Origin of the sequence: Actinoplanes awajinensis subsp. mycoplanecinus (assembly GCF_001509495.1) — a bacterium.
Taxonomy (GTDB): domain Bacteria; phylum Actinomycetota; class Actinomycetes; order Mycobacteriales; family Micromonosporaceae; genus Actinoplanes; species Actinoplanes palleronii.
In genome coordinates, this window is record NZ_LLZH01000013.1 from 305,531 (window position 1) to 329,016 (window position 23,486).

Annotated in this window: 20 protein-coding genes; 10 read left to right on the top strand and 10 right to left on the bottom strand. The window is 72.7% G+C overall.

What is annotated here, in order from left to right:
* Positions 1-58: 58 nt before the first annotated feature.
* On the bottom strand, positions 59-1,522 hold the full coding sequence (locus tag ADL15_RS04770; protein WP_067685341.1) for a cryptochrome/photolyase family protein: 1,464 nt from the start codon (positions 1,520-1,522) through the stop codon (positions 59-61).
* Positions 1,523-1,684: 162 nt separating this feature from the next.
* Positions 1,685-2,245, bottom strand: coding sequence for a TetR/AcrR family transcriptional regulator (locus ADL15_RS04775; RefSeq protein WP_067685342.1), 561 nt, complete (start codon positions 2,243-2,245; stop codon positions 1,685-1,687).
* Positions 2,246-2,400: 155 nt separating this feature from the next.
* Here ADL15_RS04775 and ADL15_RS04780 point away from each other — a divergent pair, with 155 nt between their 5' ends.
* Complete coding sequence (locus ADL15_RS04780; RefSeq protein WP_067685343.1) at positions 2,401-3,288, top strand: SDR family oxidoreductase; 888 nt, start codon at positions 2,401-2,403, stop codon at positions 3,286-3,288.
* On the opposite strand, the gene ADL15_RS04785 is transcribed toward ADL15_RS04780, so the two are convergent.
* On the bottom strand, positions 3,270-6,005 hold the full coding sequence (locus tag ADL15_RS04785; protein WP_067685344.1) for an AAA family ATPase: 2,736 nt from the start codon (positions 6,003-6,005) through the stop codon (positions 3,270-3,272). The two genes, ADL15_RS04780 and ADL15_RS04785, sit on opposite strands and share 19 nt — an antisense overlap.
* A gap of 73 nt (positions 6,006-6,078) precedes the next feature.
* Positions 6,079-8,859 (bottom strand): helix-turn-helix transcriptional regulator, encoded by a 2,781-nt coding sequence (locus ADL15_RS04790; protein ID WP_198170532.1) that lies wholly within the window; start codon positions 8,857-8,859, stop codon positions 6,079-6,081.
* 133 nt (positions 8,860-8,992) lie between these two features.
* Here ADL15_RS04790 and ADL15_RS04795 point away from each other — a divergent pair, with 133 nt between their 5' ends.
* From ADL15_RS04795 to ADL15_RS04810, 4 genes are read left to right on the top strand one after another with little or no spacing between them, the layout of a single operon-like run.
* A complete protein-coding gene (locus ADL15_RS04795) occupies positions 8,993-9,790 on the top strand; it encodes an alpha/beta hydrolase (protein WP_067685345.1) in 798 nt (265 codons plus the stop codon).
* Between the two features lie 26 nt (positions 9,791-9,816).
* On the top strand, positions 9,817-10,605 hold the full coding sequence (locus ADL15_RS04800; RefSeq protein WP_067685346.1) for an SDR family NAD(P)-dependent oxidoreductase: 789 nt from the start codon (positions 9,817-9,819) through the stop codon (positions 10,603-10,605).
* A gap of 8 nt (positions 10,606-10,613) precedes the next feature.
* Complete coding sequence (locus ADL15_RS04805; RefSeq protein ID WP_083970896.1) at positions 10,614-11,576, top strand: alpha/beta fold hydrolase; 963 nt, start codon at positions 10,614-10,616, stop codon at positions 11,574-11,576.
* Positions 11,573-12,031 (top strand): cupin domain-containing protein, encoded by a 459-nt coding sequence (locus ADL15_RS04810; protein WP_067685347.1) that lies wholly within the window; start codon positions 11,573-11,575, stop codon positions 12,029-12,031. The genes ADL15_RS04805 and ADL15_RS04810 overlap by 4 nt, the downstream gene beginning before the upstream one ends.
* A gap of 102 nt (positions 12,032-12,133) precedes the next feature.
* On the opposite strand, the gene ADL15_RS04815 is transcribed toward ADL15_RS04810, so the two are convergent.
* Positions 12,134-13,258, bottom strand: a complete 1,125-nt coding sequence (locus ADL15_RS04815) for a hypothetical protein (protein WP_157441161.1) — start codon at positions 13,256-13,258, stop codon at positions 12,134-12,136.
* A gap of 193 nt (positions 13,259-13,451) precedes the next feature.
* Here ADL15_RS04815 and ADL15_RS04820 point away from each other — a divergent pair, with 193 nt between their 5' ends.
* The 3 genes from ADL15_RS04820 (at position 13,452) to ADL15_RS04830 (ending at position 15,272) form a co-directional block, all read left to right on the top strand.
* On the top strand, positions 13,452-13,730 hold the full coding sequence (locus ADL15_RS04820; RefSeq protein WP_067685348.1) for a hypothetical protein: 279 nt from the start codon (positions 13,452-13,454) through the stop codon (positions 13,728-13,730).
* Positions 13,731-13,881: 151 nt separating this feature from the next.
* On the top strand, positions 13,882-14,133 hold the full coding sequence (locus tag ADL15_RS52655) for a hypothetical protein (RefSeq protein WP_067685349.1): 252 nt from the start codon (positions 13,882-13,884) through the stop codon (positions 14,131-14,133).
* A gap of 62 nt (positions 14,134-14,195) precedes the next feature.
* Entirely contained in the window at positions 14,196-15,272 is a 1,077-nt protein-coding gene (locus ADL15_RS04830) for a hypothetical protein (protein ID WP_067685350.1), read from the top strand.
* On the opposite strand, the gene ADL15_RS04835 is transcribed toward ADL15_RS04830, so the two are convergent.
* Genes ADL15_RS04835 through ADL15_RS04850 form a run of 4 tightly spaced genes read right to left on the bottom strand, consistent with a single transcriptional unit; the run spans position 15,196 to position 19,634 of the window.
* Positions 15,196-17,037: a sensor histidine kinase gene (locus ADL15_RS04835; RefSeq protein ID WP_067685351.1), complete on the bottom strand. Its 1,842-nt coding sequence runs from the start codon at positions 17,035-17,037 to the stop codon at positions 15,196-15,198. The genes ADL15_RS04830 and ADL15_RS04835 overlap by 77 nt on opposite strands.
* A complete protein-coding gene (locus tag ADL15_RS04840; protein ID WP_157441162.1) occupies positions 17,034-18,401 on the bottom strand; it encodes a sensor histidine kinase in 1,368 nt (455 codons plus the stop codon). Before ADL15_RS04840 ends, ADL15_RS04835 begins: the two co-directional genes overlap by 4 nt.
* The gene (locus tag ADL15_RS04845; protein ID WP_083970899.1) at positions 18,394-19,059 is read right to left on the bottom strand and encodes a response regulator; all 666 of its coding nucleotides are present in this window, start codon (positions 19,057-19,059) and stop codon (positions 18,394-18,396) included. The genes ADL15_RS04840 and ADL15_RS04845 overlap by 8 nt, the downstream gene beginning before the upstream one ends.
* On the bottom strand, positions 19,050-19,634 hold the full coding sequence (locus ADL15_RS04850) for a sensor histidine kinase (protein ID WP_067685353.1): 585 nt from the start codon (positions 19,632-19,634) through the stop codon (positions 19,050-19,052). Before ADL15_RS04850 ends, ADL15_RS04845 begins: the two co-directional genes overlap by 10 nt.
* A gap of 106 nt (positions 19,635-19,740) precedes the next feature.
* Here ADL15_RS04850 and ADL15_RS04855 point away from each other — a divergent pair, with 106 nt between their 5' ends.
* The gene (locus ADL15_RS04855; protein WP_067685408.1) at positions 19,741-21,975 is read left to right on the top strand and encodes an Hsp70 family protein; all 2,235 of its coding nucleotides are present in this window, start codon (positions 19,741-19,743) and stop codon (positions 21,973-21,975) included.
* A gap of 5 nt (positions 21,976-21,980) precedes the next feature.
* Here ADL15_RS04855 and ADL15_RS51030 read toward each other — a convergent pair whose 3' ends face one another.
* A complete protein-coding gene (locus tag ADL15_RS51030) occupies positions 21,981-22,946 on the bottom strand; it encodes a HEAT repeat domain-containing protein (protein WP_157441165.1) in 966 nt (321 codons plus the stop codon).
* A 176-nt stretch (positions 22,947-23,122) separates the two neighbouring features.
* On the opposite strand from ADL15_RS51030, the gene ADL15_RS52660 reads away from it, so the two are divergent.
* Positions 23,123-23,485, top strand: a complete 363-nt coding sequence (locus ADL15_RS52660) for an effector-associated constant component EACC1 (protein WP_157441166.1) — start codon at positions 23,123-23,125, stop codon at positions 23,483-23,485.
* Position 23,486: the final 1 nt, after the last annotated feature.

The window sequence follows — 23,486 nt, forward strand, 5'->3', positions numbered from 1 at the left end:
AACGTCTTACCTGCTGAATTCGATTGTTGCGGGCCCAAGCCGGAAGCTGGCGCTGAACTTACGGAGCACTACTCCGAAAGTTTCGGGCGTCCTCCTGCTTCAGCAGGGCATCCAGGTCGCTGAGCCGGCGCAGCCCCTGCAGCGGCTGGCGCATCCGGTGGTTGCCGGTCAGGGCCGCCTCGTTGCGGGCCAGGAAGCTCCAGTACCCGGCGGTGAACGGGCAGGCGTCGTCGCCGACCCGGACCTTCGGGTCGTAGCGGCAGCCGCCGCAGTAGTCGCTCATCCGGTGCAGGTAGGCGCCACCGGCCGCGTACGGCTTGCTGCTCATCCGGCCGCCGTCGGCGTACTGGCTCATCCCGACCACGTTCGCGGTCATCACCCACTCATAGCCGTCGACGAAACTGCGGTGGAACCAGTCGGCGACCGCGCCGGGCCGCCAGCCGCGCTGCATCGCATAGTTGCCGAGCACCATCAGCCGCGGGATGTGGTGCACCCAGCCTCGGTCGCGGACCCCGGCGAGCACGTCGGACAGGCAGCGCGCCTCGACCGCGTCCGCGTCCAGCTCGGCGAACCAGCTCGGCAGCTGCTTGCGGGCGTGCAGCTCGTTGACCGCGCGGTACTCCGGTTCGAAGTACCAGTACAGGTGCCAGACGAAGTCGCGCCAGCCGAGGATCTGCCGGACGAACCCCTCCACCCCGGCCAGCGGCGCGGCGCCCTCCCGGTACGCCTGCTCGGCGCGTTCGATCACTTCCAGGGGGTCCAGGAGTCCGAGATTGATCGCCGGGCTGAGCAGGCTGTGCGCCATCAGCGGGTCGCCGGCCAGCATCGCGTCCTCGTGCGGGCCGAAGACCGGCAGCCGGTACGTGACGAAGTGCCGCAGCCGGGCCAGCGCCTCCGTGCGGGTCGCCGGGAACAGCCGCGGGCCGTCGTTGCCGACGAACGTGATGCCGTCCTCGCGCTCCCACCGGTCCAGGTCGGCGCGGACCTGCTCGTCGATCTCGTCCTCGACGATCGCCGGTGGCGCCGGCGCGTCCAGCCGCTGCACGCCGCGCGGCGGCGGTTCCCGATTGTCGGCGTCCAGGTTCCACCGGCCCCCGGCCGGTTCGGCGCCGTCCATCAGCACGTCGTGGTGGCGCCGGGCGTACCGGTAGAAGTCCTCGAGCCGCAGGTGGTCACGGCCGTTCGCCCAGCTCACGAACTCGTCCGGGGTCGTGACGAAGCCCCGCGGCGGCAGCAGCTCGACGCCCGGCAGCCGCCGGACCAGACCGCGGGCGGCCCGGGAGGTCGGATGGCAGACGGTGAGCGGTTCGTTCACCGCTTCGGCGTACGTCTCGGCGCGCACCAGGCGCACGTCCCCCTGCTGGGCCCGGTGCCGCAGCGCGGAGAGCACCAGGTGCGCCTTCTGCCGATGGAAGGCGCGGCGCCGGAACACCGCCTTGGACTCGACGAGCAGCACCGGCTGCCCGGGCGTGTCCAGGAAGTGCGGGCCCAGTTGGTCGGCGAACAGCCAGCGGCGCGTCATACCGCCCATACTCCCGCATCTCGGGCGGCGACGGCGCATGGCGAGCGCCCACGGTGGTCAAAAGTGGGGGCGAGACCACCAAGGGCGCCCGGCTGGTCTCCAGGGGTGTGGAAACGGATGCGAGACACCCCCGGGAACCAGCCGGGGACCGCACCATCCCGACTACCGAGGGTGGATGCCCTGCAGGGCCAGCCGGAGCAGGCGGGCGGCCTCCCCGGCCGGGTCCGGGCCGCTCTCGGTGGCCAGCGACACCGCGTTGACCAGGGTCAGCAGGTCGATCGCGGTCAGGTCGGCGCGCACCGTCCCGGCCGCCTGCGCCGCGGTCACCAGGTCACCGCCGGCCGCGAGCAGCATCACCTCGCACGAGCTGTCGACCGGTGCGGTCGCGCCGGCCAGCAGCGACGAGGCCAGCCCCCGGGTGGTGGCGCCGAAGACCGCCACCGCGATCAGCCAATCCACGAGTGCCCGGCCCGGCTCGCCCTGCCCGGCGAGCACCCGCGCCTGCGCGCAGAACTCCTCGACGCGGTCGTGGAAGACCGCCTGCAGCAGCGTGTACCGGCTCGGGAAGTGCCGGTGCAGGGTGGCCGATCCGACGCCGGCCCGGCGGGCGATCTCCTCGAGCGAGGCGTCCGCGCCGGAGCGGGCGATCTCGGCCTGGGCGGCGGCGACGATCTGCTCGTAGTTGCGGCGGGCGTCGGCCCGCCGGGGTCGTTCGGCTTCCACCGGCCTGGCGCCTCCAGATCTGGGGTGTCCCTCCAGATCCTAGTCAGCACCAAACGGGGTGGTCCACCACTTCTCGTTGACAAGTGGGGGACCCCTCCATATCGTCGTCTCCAGGAAACGGGGTGCCACCCCGTTTCAAGAGACAGGAGTTCCCGATGAGTGACAGCACCGTTCTGGTCACCGGCACCAGCACCGGCTTCGGGCGGCTGACCGTCGAAGCCCTGGCCCGCCGCGGTCACCAGGTCTTCGCCGGGCTGCGCGACGTGACCGGGCGCAACGAGCGGGCCGCCGCCGAGCTGACCGCGCTCGCCGCGGCGGAGGGCCTGCGGCTGCGGGTCGTCGAGATCGACGTGACCGATCAGGACTCGGTCGAGCGGGCCGTCCGGGAGGTGACCGAGGCGGCCGGCCGGCTCGACGTGGTGGTGAACAACGCCGGGATGAACTTCGCCGGGCCGGTCGAGGCGTACACCGCGGCGGAGGCGCACCGGCAGTTCGACGTGAACACGCTCGGCGCGCTGCGGGTGAACAACGCCGCGCTGCCCTACCTGCGGGCGCAGGGTCACGGCGCGCTGATCCAGGTCGGTTCGCTCGCGGGCTGGCTGACCCCGCCGTTCAACGGCCTGTACGCGGCGAGCAAGGCCGCCCTGCGCAGCCTCACCGAGGCGTGGCACCACGAGCTCGCCCCGTACGGCATCGAGGCGGTCATCCTGGACGCCGCGGCGTACCCGACGAACATCGGCGCCAACGCGGCGATGCCCGCCGACCAGCAGCGGATGGCGCTCTACGGCGAGACGATGACCCGCTTCGTCACCGACCTGGTCGCCCGCACCACGGCCGGCGCCGCGACGATCGGCGAGGCGAGCCAGGTCAGTGACGCGCTGGTCGCGCTCGTCGAGACCCCACACGGCAAGCGGCCGCTGCAGACGCTCGTCGCGCCGCCGGCCCAGTACGCCGCCGTGCACGCGCTGCAGGAGCAGGCGAACGCGGCCGCCCGGATCGTCGCGGACGACATGGGCATCGGCGCCTACCTGGCGGCCCGCTGAGCGGCGAGAACCGTGGCCAGCCGGCGACGCGACGTGATCGCGAGTTTCCGGAAGACCTTGGTCAGGTGGTACTCGACCGTCGACGTGCTCAGGAACAGCCGGGCGGCGATCTCACCGTTGGTGGCGCCGGCCGCGGCCAGGCTCGCGACCTGCTTCTCCTGCGGGGTGAGGTCCCGGGTGGCCTGCTCGTCGCGTCTGCGGGCCCGCTCGCCGGTCGCCAGCAGCTCCACCCGGGCACGTTCGGCGAACGCCGCGGCGCCCATCCGGGTGAACATCTCGTAGGCGGTGCGCAGCTCGGCGCGGGCGTCGGCGCGCCGGCGACGGCGGCGCAGCCACTCGCCGAACAGCAGGTGGGTGCGGGCCTGTTCGGTGACGATGGAGGTCCGGGCGAGCAGGTCCGCCGACTCGCGGTAGAGGTCCTCGGCCTGCTCGTCGTCGGCCATCAGCGCCCGGCAGCGGGCGAGCAGGCCCAGCGCCCAGGGGGTGCCGCTGGCCTGGGCGCGTTCCTCCATCCGGGTGAGCGCGGCCTTCGCGGCCGGGTCGTCGCCGCCGCGCACACCGGCCTCGACGATCTCGTGCAGCGACCGGGTGGCGACGCCGGGCTTGTCCCGGTCGAACGCGGGCAGCAGCAGGGCCAGCGCCTCGTGGTGCCGGCCGAGGCTGATCTCCAGGACGGCGAGGGAGTTCTGCACGTAGTCGTCGAAGCCGAGGCCCGCGGCGGCGACCGCCCGGGTCTCGGCCTCGCGGCCGCTCCAGGCGAGCAGCTCGATCCGCTGGATGCCGCCGCGGTGCGGCTGGCCGACCACGTCGGAGAGTTCGTCGAGTTCGTCCTGGAGGGCCGCGGCCGCGTCGAAACGGCCGGCGCGCAGCTCCCAGGTGGCGCCGGCGACCAGCGTGGTGCGCAGGTTGGCGAGGGCGCCGTTGTCCCGGTCATGTTTCTCGAGCCGCCGCCACACCCGGCGGCCGCCGTCCTCGTCCCACACGTCCTCGGCGGCGAACATGCTGATCACGGCGAGCGGCAGGCACTCCTCGGCCAGGCTGTCGCCGTCGCTGCTCAGCGCGGCCAGCGCGGCACGCATCAGCGGCACGGCCGGCCGGTAGCCGACCGCGATGCGCGTCGTGTAGCCGTACAGGAAAAGATCGGCGTAGCCGTAGGAGAAATCATCGGTCCGGGTGGAGGCCGGCGAATCCTGCACCGCGCGGGCCAGGGCCGGCAGCGTGAGGGTGGCGTCCCGGTCGTCGGTGAACAGCACGGCCTGCAGCGCGTCGAACATCATGGTCCGAGCCAGGCCGGCGTCGACCGCGGCGATCGACCCGGCCGCGTCCAGCAGGATCGTGGCGGCGCCGGTGAACCGGCCGGTGTACATCTCGGCGATCGCCCGGGTCTGCCGGGCGATCGCCCGCGGCACCGGCTGGTCGAGTCCGTGCTCGGCCCGGTCCAGCATCGGGCCGACCGAGGCCGGGTCGCCGAGCACCAGGTGGGCGTGTGCCGCCGCGACCAGGCGCGCGGCCCGGGCCCGGGGGTCCGGGGAGAGGTCGGCGGCACGGCTCAGGAACGCGGCCCGTTCGGCGTGACCGCCGCGGGCCCGGGCCCGGTCGGCGGCCCGGTCGAGCTCCGCGGCGACCTGCTCGTCGAGCCCGATGGTGGCTTCCGCCCGGTGCCACGCGTGGCGGTCGCGGTCGAGCACCGGATCGCAGACGGCGGCCAGGGCGGCGTGCGCGAGACGCCGGTCGGCCGGGTCGGCGCCGCGGTAGACCGCTGAGCGGATCAGCGGGTGCCGGAAGTCCAGGGCCGGGGTCAGGATGCCCGCGGTCAGCGCCGGGTCGGCCATCGCCGCGGCGATGCCCAGGTGCCCGGCGGCCCGCCAGAGCAGCGACGGATCCTCCGGCGGGGTGGCCGAGACGAGCAGCAGCAGGGTACGGGTCTCGGCCGGCAGCCGGCCGACCTGCCGCAGGAAGTGGGTCTCCAGGAACGTGCCGACCGGCAGCGGGCTGGGCAGCGGGGTGATGCCGGTCAGCTGCTCCGCGGTGAGCGCGTGCGCGAGTTCGATGAGCGCCAGGGGGTTGCCGCCGGTGCCGGCCACGATCCGCGCGGCGACCGCGCCGTCGAGGTGCCCGCTGATGCTCGTCGACAGCAGGCTCTCCGCGTCGTCGTCGGGCAGCCCGGTCACGGTCAGCGCCGGCAGCCCGTCGACCAGGGCCTGCCCGTGCGGGCGGGTCGCGAAGACCAGCCCGATCGCCTCGGCGTGCAGGCGGCGGGCGACGAACGCCAGCACCTCGGCCGACTCCCGGTCCAGCCACTGCGCGTCGTCGACCGCGCAGAGCAGCGGCTGCGGCGCGGCGGCGTCGGCGAGCAGGGTGAGCGCGGCCATCCCGGCGAGGTAGCGGTCCGGCGCGACGCCGGCCAGCCGGCCGAACGCGGTGTGCAACGCGTCGCGCTGCGGCGCGGGCAGCTCGTCGATGTGGGGCAGCCAGGGGCGCAGCAGGCGGTGCAGGGCCGCGAAGCCGAGCCGCATCTCCGACTCGACCCCGGCGATCCGTACGGTGTGGACGTCCGGGCAGCCGGCCGCGACCTGGTCGAGCAGGCTGGTCTTGCCGGTGCCGGGCTCGCCGACCAGCACCAGCGTGCCGCTGCGTCCCTCCCGGACACCGGCCAGCAGGTCGGCCAGCACCTGCCGTTCCCGGTGACGGCCGATGAACGGCGCCGTTCGTTCCATGCCCACCGACCCCCCTGTTCCGCCTCAGGTCAAGGGGACCATCCGGCGGCGCTGGGGGCCCTAGGGCCGGACCCTAAGCGTCCGACCCGGGGTCCGGTCCGCGCAGCGCGTCGGCGAGCAGCCGCCGGGACGAGATGCCGAGCTTGGCGTAGATGTTGGACAGGTGGTACTCGACGGTCTTCTGGCTGACGTAGAGCTCCGCGGCGGCTTCCTGGTTGGTGCGCCCGCTCGCGATGACGTACGCCACCGACGTCTCGCGTTCGGTGAGCGTCGGCCGGCCACCGGGATCGTTCTCGGACGCGGTCAGCCCGCTCGCGGCCAGGTCGGCCGCGCACCGCTGGCGGAACGGCTCGGCCAGCAGCGCACCGAAGCGCCGGTGCGCGTGGTGCAGCCAGGTCGCCGCGTCCCGCCGCGACGTCGCGCCGGTGGCCAGCAGCAGCTTGCCGTGCGCGTGTTCCAGCATCGCCCGGTGCAGCGGCGCGGTGCTTGCGTCCACCTCGACCGCGAGGGCCTGCTGATAGATCTCCACGGCTTCCAGGGGCCGGTTCCGGGCCTCGGCCAGCCGGCCGGCCAGCCGGGCCACCACGTCGCGCAGGTAGCCGGTGCCGTCGTGCCGGGCGCGCAGGTCACGCAGCGCGGCCGCGGCGTCGTTCAGCTGATCGGTTCCGGTCAGGGCTTCAACGAGCATCGACTGCTGCCACAGCCAGAACGGCTGGTACCGCAGGCGGTAGCCGCCGCTGTCGTCGAGCAGCGGACGCAGCGCGTCCAGCATGCCGGGATGGTCGGCGCGCGCCTGCGCCATGGTCGCCGCGGCCAGCGACGAGTAGACGGTCTCCGGGGCGGAGCCGAGCACCTGCACCAGGTCGCCCAGCTCGACGAGGCGCCGCTGGGCACGCTCCCAGTCGCCACGGCCGGCGTCGACGCAGACCATCGCGAACCGGGCCGCCGACTCGAAGGCCAGCAGCTCCTGGGCCTGCGCCACGGCGAGGGCCCGTTCGGCGGCGGACTCGCTCTCGTCCCACTCGCCGGTCAGGTACTGCACGACCGCCTGCAGCGCGAGGGTCGCCGGGCCGAGCTTGGACGCCGCGCCCTGCCGGTCGCGCAGCGCGGTGGTCGACAGGTCGGCGAGCGCCGACGGGAGATCACCCAGGAACAGCCGCATGACGCCGCGGGTCGCCAGGGTGTCCAGGGTGTCGTTGCGCGCCGCGGTGCTCGACATCGGCAGGTGGGTGAGGTCGCCGAGCGCGGCGCGCGGGCCTTCGTGCCACATCCGGCCGGTCGCCTGCAGCGCCCGGATCAGGTCGACGGTAGCCGGGTCGAGACCGCCGATCGTCAGCGTGCGCCGGGCGATCTCGGTCGCCTCGCCGCCCCGGCCGGTCCAGATCATCATCTGGGCCAGGAACGTGCCGGCCAGCGCGGCCACCCAGCCGTTCTCCGGCACCGGCCGGGCCTGTTCCCAGGCCTGGGTCAGGTGCGCCTCGGCGGCCGGCAACCGGCCCGACGTCAGGTCCATGATCCCGAGGACGCAGCTGCGCAGCGCGCCCGGCGAGCAGTCCTCGACCTGCCGGCGCAGCTGCGGGATGCCGGTCGGCTGCTGGGTGCGCAGCGTCTGCGCGCACGAGGCGAGCAGCCGGCGTTCCCGGTCGGCGCGGGCCGCGGAGAGCGACGCGGCCCAGCCCAGCCGGGTGGCGGCCACCGCGCTGCGCCCGCCGGCCGCCTCCGTCATCCCGGAGCGCTCCAGGTCGGCGGCGAGGCGTTCGTCGGTGGTGGTGGCCGCCGCGACCCGGTGCGCCCAGCTCGCGGCCGCGTCGACCAGCTCGGCCGCGCCGGCGTGCAGGGTCCGGCGCCGGTCCGGGGCGAGCGTGTCGTAGATCGCGTCCCGGTGCAGGGCGTGCACCAGCGCGACCGGGCTCTCCGGTTCGGTGGGCGACCACTGGACGAGGCCGGCGGCCAGGGCCGGGCCGAGGGCGCGGGCCGGGTCCGGGACTCCGGCGAGCCGCCCGGCCGCGGCCAGCGGGGCCCGGGTGTCCAGCACCGCCATCGCCTCCAGCAACTCGCGCGACTCGGCCGGCAGGTGGTCGAGCTGCGCCCGCAGGCCGGTCAGCAGCGAGCGGGGCACCGGCCAGCGTTCCAGCACCCCGTCGCGCAGCACGTCGGCGGGCACCTCGGCGAGCACGGTGCGGACGTGCAGCGGGTGGCCGCGGGTGTATTCGAACAGCCGCTCGCTCAGGGCCGGCGCCAGGGCGCCGTCGACCAGGGCGTTCGCGAACTGTGCGACTTCGCTGTCGTCAAGACCGCCAAGATCGACCTTTATCGTACGATCGGTGGAGCGCAACAGCCGGTCCACCGTCTCGGCGGCCGCCCCGCCGTCCGGCCGGGTGACCAGCACGGTGAGCACCCGGTCGGCCCACAGCCGGCGCAGCACGAACCCCAGCGCCTGGATCGACTGCCGATCGGCCCACTGCAGGTCGTCCACGATCACCGCGACCGGGGCACCGAGCTGCTGCAGCGCGCCCAGCAGGAGCAGCAGCTGCCCGCCGAGCACGTGCGGACCGGTCTCGGCGGCCGGCGCGGTCAGCTCCGGGAACTCCCGCAGGGCGGCCGGACCGGCGCGACGGGCCAGTTGCTCGATCACGCCGTACGGAAGATCGGTCTCTGCGGGGTCACCGGTGGCCCAGAGGACCGTGAAGTCGTCGAGGGACGCGGCGCTGCGGCGCACCAGCGAGGTCTTGCCGATCCCGGCCTCGCCCTCGACCACGGCCAGCCAGGACGCACCGGCCCGGACCTGGTCGGCGCAGTCGCGCAGCCGTGCGGTATCCCGTAACCTGCCGACGAAAAGCTCACCACTCGTCAAGATCGCTCCTTGGCGTCGCGGCAGCCGCCGTCGCACGACTCTAGAAATCCCCCAGTGACCGGCGCAAGCCAGAAACCCGGACTGTGGTCTTTCCCTGATTCGAAGCCATCCGGCCCGGTGATGTGCTGCGGGCATGACGACACCTACCCCGATCGTTTTCATCCACGGGCTGTGGCTGCACGCCACCTCGTGGAACCCGTGGATCGACCTGTTCACCGCGGAGGGCTACGCGCCGATCGCGCCCGGCTGGCCCGGCGACCCGGACTCGGTGGCCGAGGCCCGGGAGAACCCGGAGAGCATCGCCGACCACGGCATCGACGACGTCGTCGAGCACTTCGCCGGGATCATCAAGACGCTCGACTCGGCGCCGATCCTGATCGGTCACTCGTTCGGCGGCATGATCGCGCAGAAGCTGCTCGGGCAGGACCTGGCCCGCGCCGCCGTCGCGATCGACGCCGCGCAGATCAAGGGCGTGCTGCCGCTGCCGCTCTCCGCGCTGCGCGCCACCCTGCCGGTGTTCAAGAACCCGGCGAACAAGCACCGCGCGGTGTCGCTGACCGCCGAGCAGTTCCGGTTCGCGTTCGGCAACGCGATCCCGGAGGCCGAGTCGGACGCGCTGTTCGAGCAGTGGACCATCCCGGCGCCGGGCAAGCCGCTGTTCGAGGCGGCCGCCGCGAACTTCAGCCCGCACTCCCCCGCCAAGGTCGACACCGGCAACCAGTCGCGCGGCCCGCTGCTGCTGATGACCGGCGGCAAGGACCACACCGTCCCGGAGGCGGTGGTGCGGGCGACGCTCAAGCAGTACCGGCACTCCGAGGCGGTCACCGACATCACCGAGTTCCCGGACAAGGGCCACTCGCTGACCATCGACAACGGGTGGCGCGAGGTCGCGGACACCGCTCTGACGTGGCTGCGCGCCCAGGCGCTCTGAGTTCGTACACCTGAGGGGGTTTGGTTATGGATCTTGGTCTGTCCGGTAAGAGCGTGATCGTCACCGGTGCGAGCCGGGGCATCGGCCTGGCCGTCACGCGCGCCCTGGTCGAGGAGGGCGCGTCAGTGGTCGCGGTCTCCAAGGGTGGCTCGGTCGAGCTGAAGGCCCTCGAGGAGACCGGGAAGGTGCGCGCGGTCGCGGCGGACCTCACCGACCCGCACGGCGCCACCGAGGTCGTCGAGGGGGCGATCGCGGCGTTCGGGCGCCTGGACGTGCTGGTCAACAACGTCGGCGCGGTCCAGCCGCGGCTCGGCGGGTTCCTGTCGGTCACCGACGACGAGTGGCACACCACGCTGACCATCAACCTGCTGTCCGCGGTCCGGATGACCCGGGCCGTGCTCCCCCGCCTGATCGAGGGCGGCGGCGGCAGCATCGTCACGGTCAGCTCGGTCAACGCCGTGCTGCCCGACCCGCTGGTGCTCGACTACAGCGCCGCCAAGGCCGCGCTGTCCAGCCTGTCCAAGTCGCTGTCCAAGGAGTTCGGGCCGTCCGGCGTGCGGGTCAACACGGTCAGCCCCGGACCGGTCTCGACCGCGCTGTGGCTGGGTGAGGGCGGTGTCGCCGCGACCATCGCGAAGGCCACCGGCGGTGACCCGGCCGCCATCGCGGAGCAGGCCGCCGGCGGCGCGGTGACCGGCCGGTTCACCACGCCCGACGAGGTCGCCGACCTGGTCGTCTTCCTGGCCGGCGACCGGGCCGCGAACGTCACCGGCGCCGACTTCACCATCGACGGCGGTCTCGTCACCACCCTGTGAGGACTCTTATGCGATTCACCCGCATCATCGGCCTGGCCCTGGCCGCGGCGCTCTCTCTCGTCGCATCACCCTCCGTCGCGTCCACCCCCTCGGCGGTGGAAGAGATCCCGGCCGGTTTCAGCGAGCACACGACACAGGTCGGCGCGGTGGGCATCCACTACGTGATCGGCGGGCACGGGCCGACCCTGGTCCTGATCCACGGCTACCCGCAGACCTGGTACGAGTGGCACCACATCATGCCGGCCCTGGCCGAGCACTACACGGTCATCGCCCCCGACCTGCGCGGCGCGGGCGGCAGTGACGCCCCGGCGACCGGCTACGACAAGAAGACCCTGGCCGCGGACCTGCACGGGCTGCTCACCCAGCTCGGCCGGACCTCCAACGTCCGGATCGTCGGGCACGACATCGGCACCATGGTCGCCTACGCGTACGCCGCCGCGCACCGCGCCGACGTGACCAAGCTCGTGCTCAGCGAGGCGCCGATCCCCGACCCGGGCATCTACGACTTCCCGTCGCTGACCAAGGACGGGCCCGGCGCCTGGCACTTCGGCTTCTTCGCGCTCACCAACGGCATGCCGGAGCAGCTGATCCAGGGCCGCGAGCAGCTGTGGACCGACAAGTTCATCGACAACCTCGAGGTCAAGAAGGGCTCGGTGACCCCGGCCGAGGTCGCGGTGTTCGCCAGGCACCTGAGCGAACCCGGCCACCTGGCCGCGAACCTCGCCTGGTTCCGCACGTTTCCGCAGGACATGACGGACAACGCCCGCAACCAGAAGATCAAGCTCACCATGCCGGTGCTCGCGATCGGCGCGTCCGGCAGCCTCGGGCCACTGGTCGGCGAGAAGGCCAAGGAATACGCCCGGCACGTCACGCCGGTCACGGTGGCCGACTCCGGCCACTGGATCTACGAAGAACACCCGGCTGAGATGACCAGCCTGCTCCTCACGTTCCTGAAAGGTAACAAGAAATGACCGCATTCCCGGAGACCGGGTCCCCGTTCTGGTTCCTCGGTGGGCAGGCCAAGGTGCTCGTGCCCGGCAAGGTGACCGGCGGCAGCCTGTCGGTCATCGAGTTCACCGACTCCGCGGGCCACGCCCCGCCGATGCACGTCCACGAGGGCGAGGAAGAGGTCTGGATCGTCCTGGACGGCAAGATCCGCTTCTTCGTCGGCGACGAGAAGTTCGACCTGGAGCCGGGTCAGGCCGCTTACGGGCCGCGGGGTGTGGCGCACAGCTATCTGGTGCGCAGCGAGACGGCGCGGCTGGCCGCGGTGTTCGCTCCCGGACAGGTCGAGGAGTGGTTCACCAGCAACAGCTCGCCGGTCTCCAGCGTGGACGAGGCGCCGGCGTCGTTCGACATCGGGGCGATCCTGACGTCCGCGGACGCTTTCAAGGTGCGGGTCGCGGGTCCGCCGCCGACTGAGTGATCGTTTTCGGCCGGTCCTCGCCGATTTCGGCGAGGGCCGGCCGGCCGCTTCCTCGCTTGCCGCTTTCTTGATCGGCCGCTTTTGATCGGCCGGCGGCCCGGGTCAGAGCAGGCGGCTGCGGTCCTTCGCCGCCCGGGTGCGGACCGCCTCGCGGAACGCCTCGTTCGCGCCGGCGCCCGCGCCCTCGTCCTCCTTGAAGTCGGTGTAGAGCAGCTGGCAGCCGTGGATCCCGATCAGCAGGTCCTCCAGCAGATCGCGGGCCGGGCGCGACGGGTCCAGCGGCGTCATCCGCACCGGCTCCCCGGCCAGCACCCCGGGCTCCACATCGTCGTCATCGTCATCGTCGTCATCGAGGTCCGGCTCGTCGGCTTCCTCGTACCGTCCCTCGCCACCGGCGAAGATGACCGTCCCCGGCGCCAGCCCCTCGGCGATCAGCATCGCGTCGCCGACCAGGTCGACGACCAGCTGATGCGGTGAGCCACCGGCCGCGAACAGCTCCAGCACCACCGTCGGCGTCCGGTACGGCAACGACTCCAGGTCGTCCGCGGCCACCACGACCTGCTCGGCCGGGATGCCGGTCAGGTCGGCGGTCACGTCCGCCGCCGCCTTGAGCCAGTGCGCCGCCGCCACCGCCGCGGCGGTCGGTTCGAGCTCGCGGAACAGCTCACTGCCACCGAGCGGATCTTTGTCGAGCACCGCGTCGGCCGCGGCCACCTGCGCCGGGCTGGCATCGGTACGGCTCAGCGTCACCGCCTGCACCGCCCGGCCGGTCAGGTCACCGAGCTCGGCCCGCTCGACGGCGTCCCGCTCCGCGTCCACGTCCGCCACGACCGCCTGCGACAGGGCCTCGTCGCCGATCGTGTGCAGGGCCCGGCCGACGCGGTTGGCGTACTCCTGGACCGGGTCGTACTCGACGACCAGGTAACCGTCGCCGTCGACCAGGTGCGGGGCGCGGATCGCGTCGGCGACCGCACCGAAACTGTCCCGGCTCTGCTGCCGGCGCCAGCCCTCGGTGTGCGGCTCGGTGCTCGCGGCCGCGCTGGCCGGATGGGTGTAGCAGCGCCACAGCGTGTCCGCCAGGCCGGACAGCTGCGCGGCCAGATCGAGCCGGTGCAGCCTCGGCGCGGACTCCGGGATCGCCGCGACGACCGCCGCGAGGTGCCCGTGACCGGCGGCCCAGGTCCGGATCAGGACGTTGCCGTCGTCGTCGACCGCGTAGTTGCTCACCAGCTCATCCCCCATGTGCCTGTAACACCGGAACCGAACACTACGTCAGCGCCTCCGGGCGGGGGTTTTCCCCACCCGTACTCCGGGGGTGGATCGAGTGCGGTCCGGGGGACTGCTCGATCGCGCCGGAGCTGCGAAAACGGAAACATTGGTCCTGTCAGCAAGGCCCGCACCGCAGACAGGGACAGAGATCATGTGGAACAGCTCGCACTGCTCGCCCGGCGACAACACCCCGTCCAGCGACACCACCTCGCACGCCTCGCACGGCGACAACAGCTCGCACGGCGACAACAGCTCGTATGGCGACAACGGCTCGTATGGCGACAACACCGCCTACGACTACACCCGCTGGGAGTCGACCAGCAGCCACCAGCAGAACCAGTCGTGGGACGACCACTCGCAGAGCTCCTTCGAGCACCAGGAATACACCAGCGTCCACTTCGAGCACCACACCTTCACCGGCTGCAGCTGACCGCTCTCGGGCGGCACCGGGGGTTATCCCTACCTCGGGCCGGGGGAGCTCCCCGGCCGGATCCGGGGGTCTCCTCGGTCGCGCCGCGGCGGTCAAGACGGAAGCATTGTTCCCATCAGCAAGGCCCCCCACCAGGTAAAGGACAACGACCATGTGGCAGAGCACGCACCACTCCGACAGCCGTCACCAGAGCGATGACAACAACCACGACAGCGGGAGCTCCGGGCACGACCGCAACCACTGGGACGACAACGACCACCACAACCACCACAACCGCCACGACGACCACCGGTGGAACCACGACTCGCACGGTCACCACGGCGGTCACCACGACCACCACGGCCACCACGAGCACCACGACCACTCCGGTCACCACGACTCGCACCACTACTTCCAGCACTGACGGCACCCGACCGGTGGCCGCCGCCCGGCGGCCACCGGACCCAGCACACGGAGGTGAGCCCGATGACCGTCACGACCGAGCAGATCGACCTGCGGGAGCTCGTCCACCTGGTCCGCCAGGGCGCCGAGGCCAACGAGCGACCCGACCTGGTCCGCCGGATGCACACCGCCGCCGGCGAGCTGGCCGTCACCCACCCGGCGCAGGGCACTCCGGTCGCCGCCACCGTGGTGCAGGCCCTGCAGTCGCTCGAGGTCGACCTCCGCAACCGGCGGGCCGGGCTGTGCGACCCGGGGCGGTCCGCCCGGCTCACGGCCGAGGCACGCCACGCTGAGGCCCGGCTGCGCCGGTTCCGGGAGAGCACCGCGAGGTGGCCCCGCACGCTCGGCGACGCGCTGGGCGCGGCCGATTCAGACCTGGAGTACGCCGTTCAGCGCCGGTTGCGCTCCCTGCTCGACGAGGGCACCGCGCTGATCGAGCGGGCCGAGCCCGGCCTGGACCTCGACGGCTGGCTCCGCGCCCGGTTCGCCACCGAGACCGAGGCCTGCGAGGAGGCGCTGCGGTCGGCGGCCGCCCGGGTCGCCGCCTCGCTCGAGGTCCCGGTCCCGGTGCCACCGGTGTGGCTCGCGCCGCTGGACGAGCCCCGGCCCCGCCCGGCCCCCGCCGGCCGTCAGCCGCTGGCCGGCCGGATGCTCGGCATCGTCATGCCCACCTATGGCGGCATGATGATCGCCCTGGTCCTCCCCAAGATCCTCGGACTCCGGCTGCCGCTCTGGCTGATCGTGACGGCCGCCGTCACCGGCGCGTTCGCGATGGGCGGCGCCGCGATCGCCGGCGAACGCCAGCGCCAGCGGAGCCGGCGCGCCGCGGAGACCACCAGCGGCCTGCGCGCCACGGTCGACGACTTCCGGATGGCCCTCAGCAAGCGCATGCGCGACGGCGTCCGCTCCCTGGACCAGCACCTGCGCACCGCCGCCGACGCGGCGGTCACCGCCCGCACCCGGCAGCTCACCTCCACCGCCGACGCGGCCCGGCGAGCCGCCGACGACAGCACCGACGAGGCGCTCAGGGCGATCGACGCGGACCTGGAGTCGATCCGGGATCTGCAGGTCCAGGCCCTGCGCTTCCTCCGGAGTGCCTGAGCATGAGGTGCTCACAGGTCCGGACCACGGTCGCCGCGACCAGCCGCACGCTTCCGGAGGTGCCGGGGTGCGAGGCCCGGGTCCGCCAGACCGCGAGAGCTCGTGCCGCGGCCTCGGCGACCTGGGCCCGGCCGGCGTCCGCGGCGAGCCCGAGCCGGGTCCGCGGATCCGTGCCGCTCTCCCCGAGCAGCCGAGCCGCCATCTCGACCTCGTCCGGCGCGCCGGGATCGGTGGTGCCCGCCGAGCGCAGGGCGTCGATCGCGGTCACCTCGGCCCACTCCCGGCTGCTCGAGCGGATCCGGTCCAGCCGGTGCAGCAGGTGCGGGCCGTTGCCCGGGGGTGGCTCACTGCGGACCAGCTGGTCGAGGGCCCGCAGCGCCGACCACGCGGCGAGGATCCCGGCCCGGCGGGCCGCCGGCTCGTCCAGCCCGGCGCGCAGTTCCCGGATCCGTTCCACGGCCGGGTCGTCGCCGTAGGCGGCTGCCGCCGCCTGGATCGCCTCGCGTACCGCAGTGACCAGCGAGTCGTCGTCCGCCGGCCCGCCGGGCAGCGGCACCCAGCCGTCGACGCGGGTGCCCGCGCCCGGCGCGGACCGCACCGCCACCAGGCCACCCACCGCGGTCACCCGGGCCATCACGTTGCGCATGCCCCGGCCCGGTGAGCCGGCGCTCGCGGCCATGTCCCAGCCCGGCCCGTCGTCGTGAACGCCGAACACCAGGCGATCCCGGCCGCACGTCAGGCTGAGCCGGATCGGCGCGCCCGGGGCGTGCTTGCGGGCGTTGTTCACGGCTTCCAGGCAGCAGAACCAGACCGCCGACTCCAGATCGACCGGGAAGCGGCGGCCGGCGTCCATCCCGGCGGCCGTGATCGGCACCCCGGCGCCCAGCTCCGACGCCAGCGCCGCGACCAGGCCGCGCCGCGCCAGCACCGGTGAGGTCACGCCCCGGGCGGTGCGCGCCAGGATCGCCTCGGCGTCGTCGATCTGGCCGGTGACCCGGTCGAGCGCGGTCTCCGCGTCCTCCCGGCCGCCCTTGGTGAGTTTGTGCTCGGCCAGCCCGAGCGCGAGCCGCAGCGAGACCAGGTGGTGCTGGGCTCCGTCGTGCAGGTCCCGTTCGATGCGGCGGCGTTCGGCGTCCATCTCGGCGACCAGCCGCCGGCGCGATCCGGCGATGTCCGCGGCGTGCGCCCGGACCGCCCGCAGCTCGCGTTCCAGGGCGATGCCGAGCCGGTGTGCCTCGAAGACCGGGCCGAGGCTGTCGGCGACGTCCTCGACCAGCCGCCGCCGGTGGACGTCCGGCCCGGCCGCGGCCGCCCGGTCCACCGCGATCGAGCCCAGCTGCTCCGCACCGCGCACCACCGGCAGCGTGACCAGGGTTTCCCCGGTGTCACCGGCCGGCCAGACGTAGGTGCGGTCCGGCAGGTCCGGCCGGTGCACAGTCAGCCGGCACACCCGGGCCCCCAGCCCGCGCCCGACCGCCTCGGCGACCCGGGCCAGGTCGGGGGCGTCCGCCGTGCTCGTCCACGACAGCGTCCCGATCCCGGCCAGCACGCTGTAGGGCGTCGGCCGCCGCCCGTGCAGCAGCCGCTCGGCCCTGACCAGGGCCGGATGCAGCAGCAGAGCGACCGGCGCCGCGGCGATCGGCACGGCCAGCCCCGCGGGCAGCCGGTCGAGCAGCAGGCGCAGCACCAGGAACACGCCGCCGCCGAGCACCGCGACCGGAAGGATCACCACCGCCCACGGCAGGGACCGGCGGCGACGCGTCACGAGCCCGGCCCGAGGGTGGCGCCGGATTCGAGGAGCGCGTCCAGCCGGTCCGGCAGCCAGGCGTGCAGCCGCAGACCGGGCTTCCCGTCGTCCGGGCAGGCGACGTCGCCACCGAGCGCCGCGAGCCGTTCGCTGTCGTCGAGCAGGGCCGTCCGGACCTGCTCCGCGGTCACCGGCGGATCGGGATCCTCGACCAGCACCCGCACCCGGCCACCGCCGTAGGTCAGTCGCACGTGGATCTCCGTGGTCTCCGGCCCGTCCACCCGGACGTCCAGCTCGGCGGTGGTCACCCCTCGCACCAGCGATCCCGGCCGGCCCACCGGCAGCTCCGCGCTCCCGGTCCCCTGCGCCAGCACCTCCAGGGCCGCCGCCGTCACCTGGTAGACCGCGGACTCGATCTCCCACGCCACCCGGACCTCCAGGTCACCGGTGATCCGCACCGTCCGGCGCAGGTCGGCGATCAGCTCCTCCAGGGCAGCACCCGGACCCTGGCTGCGCAGCACCGCCGGATACACGCCACGGGCGATCACCCGGAACCGGTCCAGCAGCTCGTCCAACTCGGTGCGCGCCCGCACCAGGTGACCCGGAACCTCCGGCTGTCCCAGGCCGTCCCGGGCCGCGGTCACATGCTCGCGCAGCGCGGCCAGGCGGCCCGAGGTCGCGCGGGACAGCTCGGTCAGCAGCCGGCGCCGCTCCACCTCACGGGCCTGCGCGAGCCGCCGCCGGGACGCCTGCAACTCGCCCGCCAGGTGGTCGGCGCGGTGGACCCGGTCGGCCAGTTCGGCGTTGAGCGCCACCGTCCGCAGCAGCAGGGCCGCCCCGTTAGCCACGTCCCGCATCAGCGCACGGTCGGCGGGCGTGATCGGCGCACCCGGCTTCTCGATCACCAGCACGGCCCGCAGCTCGGTCCCGTCCAGCACCGGCACGACATGCCCGATCTCCGGGCGGGCCAGCAGCACCGCAAGGTTCTCCACACTGTCCGCCACGCCACCGGGCACTCCGTCGTCCGGATAGGCAGCGCTGATGACCAGCCGCTCCCCCACCGCGAGCCACACCGACGCACGGCGCGCTCCGGTCCCGTCGGCCAGCACCCCGGCCAGCCCGGGCAGCGCCTCCTCCATCGACGGCGACCGCAGCCGTCGCGCCGCGTCCGCCAGCGCCGAGTAGGGCGTCGCCCGCCGGTCGTGAACCACCCGCTCCACCGGCCCGCGCAATCGCGCCACCAGCACCACGGCCACCCCGACGGCCAGGAACGGCAGCCCGGCGACCACCGGGCCCGGCCCGCTGACCAGGCCCGCCAGCACCAGCGGCACGAATGCCCCACCGCCGAGCAGCGCGGCCCGCAACACCCCCGCCCTACGCACCGTCCTGTTGCGATCTCAGATACGTCAGCACCGCGAGCACCCGTCGATGGTGCTCCGCGGCGTCGGCCGGCAACCCGAGCTTGCTGAAGATGTTCGCGATGTGTTTCTCCACCGCCTTCGGCATCACCACCAGCTGATGGGCGATCCCGCCGTTCGACCGTCCCTCGGCCATCAGCCGCAGCACTTCCTGCTCCCTCCCGGACAGTGCCGCCACCACGTCCCGGCGGCTGCTGCTCGGGCGTTCGACCAGGCGCCGCGCCAGCACCGGCTCGATCACGATCTCGCCGTCCCGGATCCGGGTCAGGGTGTCGCTGAGCACGTCGACGCTGCCCACCTTCTCCTTGAGCCGGTACCCGATCGCGTCGGTGCCGATCTGCAGCACCCGCATCAGGTAGTGCGCCTCGGCGTAGTGCGACAGGAACAGCAGCCCGAGCTTCGGGTGCGCGGCCCGCAGCCGTTCCGCGGTGACCAGGCCACCGTCCGGTTCGGGTGGCATCCGGATGTCCAGGATCGCGACGTCGGCCGGTTCGGTGGCGAGCAGCTCGACGAGCGCGTCACCGTCCGCGGTCGCGCCGACCACCTCGTGCCCGGCCGCCTCGAGCAGCATCATCAGGCCGTCGCGGAACAGGGCCCCGTCCTCGGCGAGCGCTACCCGCACGGAATCCGCACCTTGATCGTGCGCCTACCGGCATCCTCGACGATCTCGACCACCCCGCCCAGCCACGCGATCCGGTCACCGACGGTGACGCCCCGGCCAGTATCGGCACCGGCCAGATCGAGCGCCAAGCCGTCGTCATCCCGGCGGACCGTGATGTCCACCGTTCGAGTGGTGACCGGATGGTCCCGGAGCACTTCGAGGACGGCGAAGTACGCCACGCCCTCCACGGCCGGGTCGAACCGCCCGTCGGCGGCGTCGACCCGGACCGGCGCCGGCAGCACCGAGGCCAGTTCCCGCAGCGCGGCGCCCAGGCCGGCCTCCTGCAGCAGCGGCGGGTAGATCTGGTCGGCGATCAGCCGCAGCTCCTGCAGCACGATGTGCAGCTGTCCTTGCAGGTCTTCGATGTCGTGCCGCAGGTCACCGGCCTTCTGCCCGAGCAGTCCCAGGTGCAGGGTCAGCGCGGCGATCCGCAGCGCCGGGCCGTCGTGCAGCTGTCGTTCCAGGTCACGGCGGCGTGTCCAGTGTTCGTCGGCCTGCCGGCGACGGGCGGTGTCGTCGTCCGGACCGAGCGTCATGCCCTCATTGTGCAGGAATTCACCCGACACGTACGGGTTGGTTCCCTGGATCCTGGCCCCCCGGTGTCCGAGACTGACCACAGTGCAGGACCGTCTTGGAGGTGTGGTGGGTTACGACCTGGGTGTCGATCTGGGCACCACCTTCGTCGCCGCCGCGATCTCCCGGGACGGCCGCACCGAGATGTGCACGCTGGGCAACCAGACCGTGGTCACCCCGGCGGTGGTGTTCCTCAGTGAACCGTCCCGGCTGGTCTTCGGCGACGCCGCGGAACGCCGCGCGCTGAGCCACCCGGACCGGGTCGAGCGCGCGTTCAAGCGCCGGCTGGGCGATCCGACCCCGGTGGTGCTCGGCGGCATCCCGCACGCGGTGACCGCGCTGATGTCCGCGCAGCTGCGCGACGTGCTGGACACCGTCACCCGGGTGGAGGGCGTTCCGCCGGACCGGGTCGCGCTGACCTACCCGGCGAACTGGGGCCCGTACCGGCGGGAGCTGTTCGAGGAGATCCCGCGGCTGGCCGGGCTGCACGACTACGTGCTGCTGACCGAGCCGGAGGCGGCCGCGGCCTTCTACGGCGCGTCCCGGCTGCTCGCCGAGGGTGACACGCTGGCCGTCTACGACCTCGGCGGCGGCACGTTCGACGCCACGGTGCTGCGCAAACGCGCCGGGTTCGTCGAGGTGATCGGCGACCCGGACGGCATGGAGCGGCTCGGCGGGATCGACTTCGACGAGGCGATCCTGCAGTGGCTGAACTACCAGCACGGTGGCGCGCTGGCCGAGCTCGACCTGTCCGCGCCCGAGTCGGCGGCCGCCATGGCGAACCTGCGCCAGGAGTGTGTGCAGGCCAAGGAGGCGCTGTCGGTCGACGTCGAGACGACCATCCCGATACTGCTGCCGAACCGGCACTTCGTCGCCCGGCTGACCCGTCCGGAGTTCGAGGGCCTGATCCGCGCCCCGATCGAGTCGACCATCGGCACCCTGATCCGGGCGGTGCACACCGCGCGGCTGGACGTCGGTCAGCTGTCCGCCGTACTCCTGGTCGGTGGATCCTCCCGGATCCCCTTGATCGAGAGAATGGTCGCGGCCGAGACCGGCCGGCCCACCGTGAACGACGCGCACCCGAAATACGCGGTCGCCCTGGGCGCGGCGATGGTCGCCGCGGGCCCCCGCCACGCGCCGGCCCCCGCCGGTCCCGCGCCGGCGCCGCAACCCCCATGGACGCCACCGCCTGCGCACCATGACGGCCCGATCAGAACCGGCCGGAGTCGGCGCGCCCTCGCCCTGGTCGCGGCGCTCGCCGCCGTCCTGCTGCTCAGCGGCACGATCGTCGCGCTCACCCGGGACCGCGACCACTCGATGTCGGCCGCGGCTCCTCGGCAAAGGCCCACCCCCGCCGCGACCGCCGCCCGCATCGCGAAGACTCTGCTCTCCGCGATCGCCGTGCCGTCACTGGCCAAACCGGTGACGCTCACCTCGCCCCCGGGTTACGTCGCCGCCTCCCCGAACGGGCGCCAGCTCTACATCGCCAGTGGCGACCAGACCGTCTCGGTGCTCGACACCAGCACCGATCGGGTGACCCCGACCACCATCCGGGTGCCCGGCCCGGCCCGGTTCCTGTCCTTCTCCCCCGACGGCCGCTACGTCTACGTCAGCCTCTGGGACCGCCGCGACGGCGACGTGCACGCCGTCAGCATCCTCGACACCAGCGACAACACCATCAAGAAGACCATTCCGGTACGGACGCGGCCGTTCCTCGCGGCAGTCACCCCGGACGGCACCCGGTTGTACGTCCCGAACCACGACGGTCACACGGTCACCGTGATCGACACCGAGCGGATGGCCCCGATCGCCGAGATCACCGTCCCGCCCGAGCCGCACTACGTCTCATTCTCGGTCGACGGCACCCGGGCCTACATCGCCGATCACGAGTCCAACGAGATCAGTGTCGTGGACACCGCCACCCGCAAGCTGCTCAAGAACATCAAGGTCGGCCGGTCCCCGCACAGCGTCGAACAGAACCCGGTCCGACCGCTAGTGATCAACGTCAACTGGGACGACGACACGGTCTGCGCGATCGACACGACCACGCACACGGTCCGCCGCACGATCGCCGTCGGCAACGAGCCACTGAACGTCAACTGGTCACCGGACGGCCGCTACGCCTACGTCGTCAACAGCGGCAGCGACACCCTCTCGGTGATCCGCGCCGACAACCTCCAGGTCACCGCGACGCTCCCGACCGGCAAGGCGCCCACCTCGATCGCGGTCCTGCCGGACGGCTCCCGCGGCTACGTCAGCAACAGCAAGGACAACACGCTCACGGTCCTCGACCTGACCCGCTGATCGCCCTACTCGCCGGCCTCGGCCCGCCAGGCGATCAGTTGCCCGGCCACGCCTTCCGTGTCGACGGTGCCCGCCGGCACACCGAAGTGACGCCTGAGCTCGTCGTCGAGCAACTCGCGGAGATACGCCGCGTCCGCCCCACAGTCGAGTCCGACAATCATCGGCCGGATCAGACAGTCGTACGATCGGGTGTTGTCCTCAGGGTCGAAGACGCCCCGGAAATCCCACGCGTTCAGCAGCCCCCGCACCGCCGGGATCGCCGCGAGGTGCTCGATCGCCATGGTCCGCACCTGCTGATCCGGATCGGTCACGAGCTGCGCGGCCAGGTCAGCGATCCGCTCCAGGTCCAGTCCGGCGATCTCCTTGGTGGCCGCGTACACGGCGTAGAACCGGATGTCCGCGTCCTCGTCGTGGCACAGCCGGATCAGCGCGGCCGCCGCGGCCGGCTCCACCTGCGTGAGAGTGACCAGACCGGGCAGCCCGGCCGCGACGGCGAACCGCACCCCGACCGCGGGATGATCCGCCATGCCCAGCACTTCGTCCAACGCCTCACCAGCGTGGTGCGCGGCGAGCGCGCTCACGATCGCGCCCAGCACGTAGGCGTCGGTTTCCCTCCCGAGCCGCTCCCGCAGCATCGGCACCGTCTCGGCGCTGAACGGCCGCCGCCCGTCGGTCTGCGGACCGAGTTGCCCCAGAATTCGCGCGGCAAGGAACCGCCAGCCGGCGTCACCGTCGGACAGGAGAGGGGCCACGCGATCGAACACCACCCGGATCGGCCGCTCATGCACCGCACAAAGAAACGGCACCGGCCGATCCTCGTCATCCTCGGCTTCCCGCCGCGCAAGCCGCAGCAACAATGCGAGCGGCAGCTGGTCGAGCTCCGGCAGTCCGTCATCGCCCACCCGCTGGAGTCTGCCTTCCCCGACCACAGCCAACCGCCCGTCGGCACCGACACTTTCGGTTACCTTCACCAGGACTCCTGGCCACGGCCGTACACCATCAGCTGAAACACGCCACTCGCACGCCGAGCAGAGCGCATGGGACCAGGCGCGGGATCGCCGCCACATGCTCCGATGACACGCCTTGCCGCAGGAGCATATTCTGGCCCAAGATATCTGCGCATTGACGCCTTCCCTTGGGAGTGTGAATGAAAATCATGATCGAGGTTCTCGGAGACGATTGCGGTGACGAACTCCACGACCTTCGCGAGTGGCTGAGGGATGATGCCGATTTACGAGGGTCGTCGCTACTGTCGTTGCCACGGCCCCCAGCGGACGGCGAGATGAACGGTGGCGTCCCCGCAGCACTGGAAGCAACGATCATGAATAAAGAACTGGTGGTCGCGCTAGCCGGTTCCATCGGCGGCTGGCTAACCGCACGGGCAGCAAGTCGGCGCACTCGGATTCGAGTGCGCCGAGGCGAGGTCGAAGTCGAGATTGACACTACGAAGTTGCGCGACGCCGAAAAGATTGCTCGGACTATCCAGGAGCAGCTCAACGGGGTGGACTGAC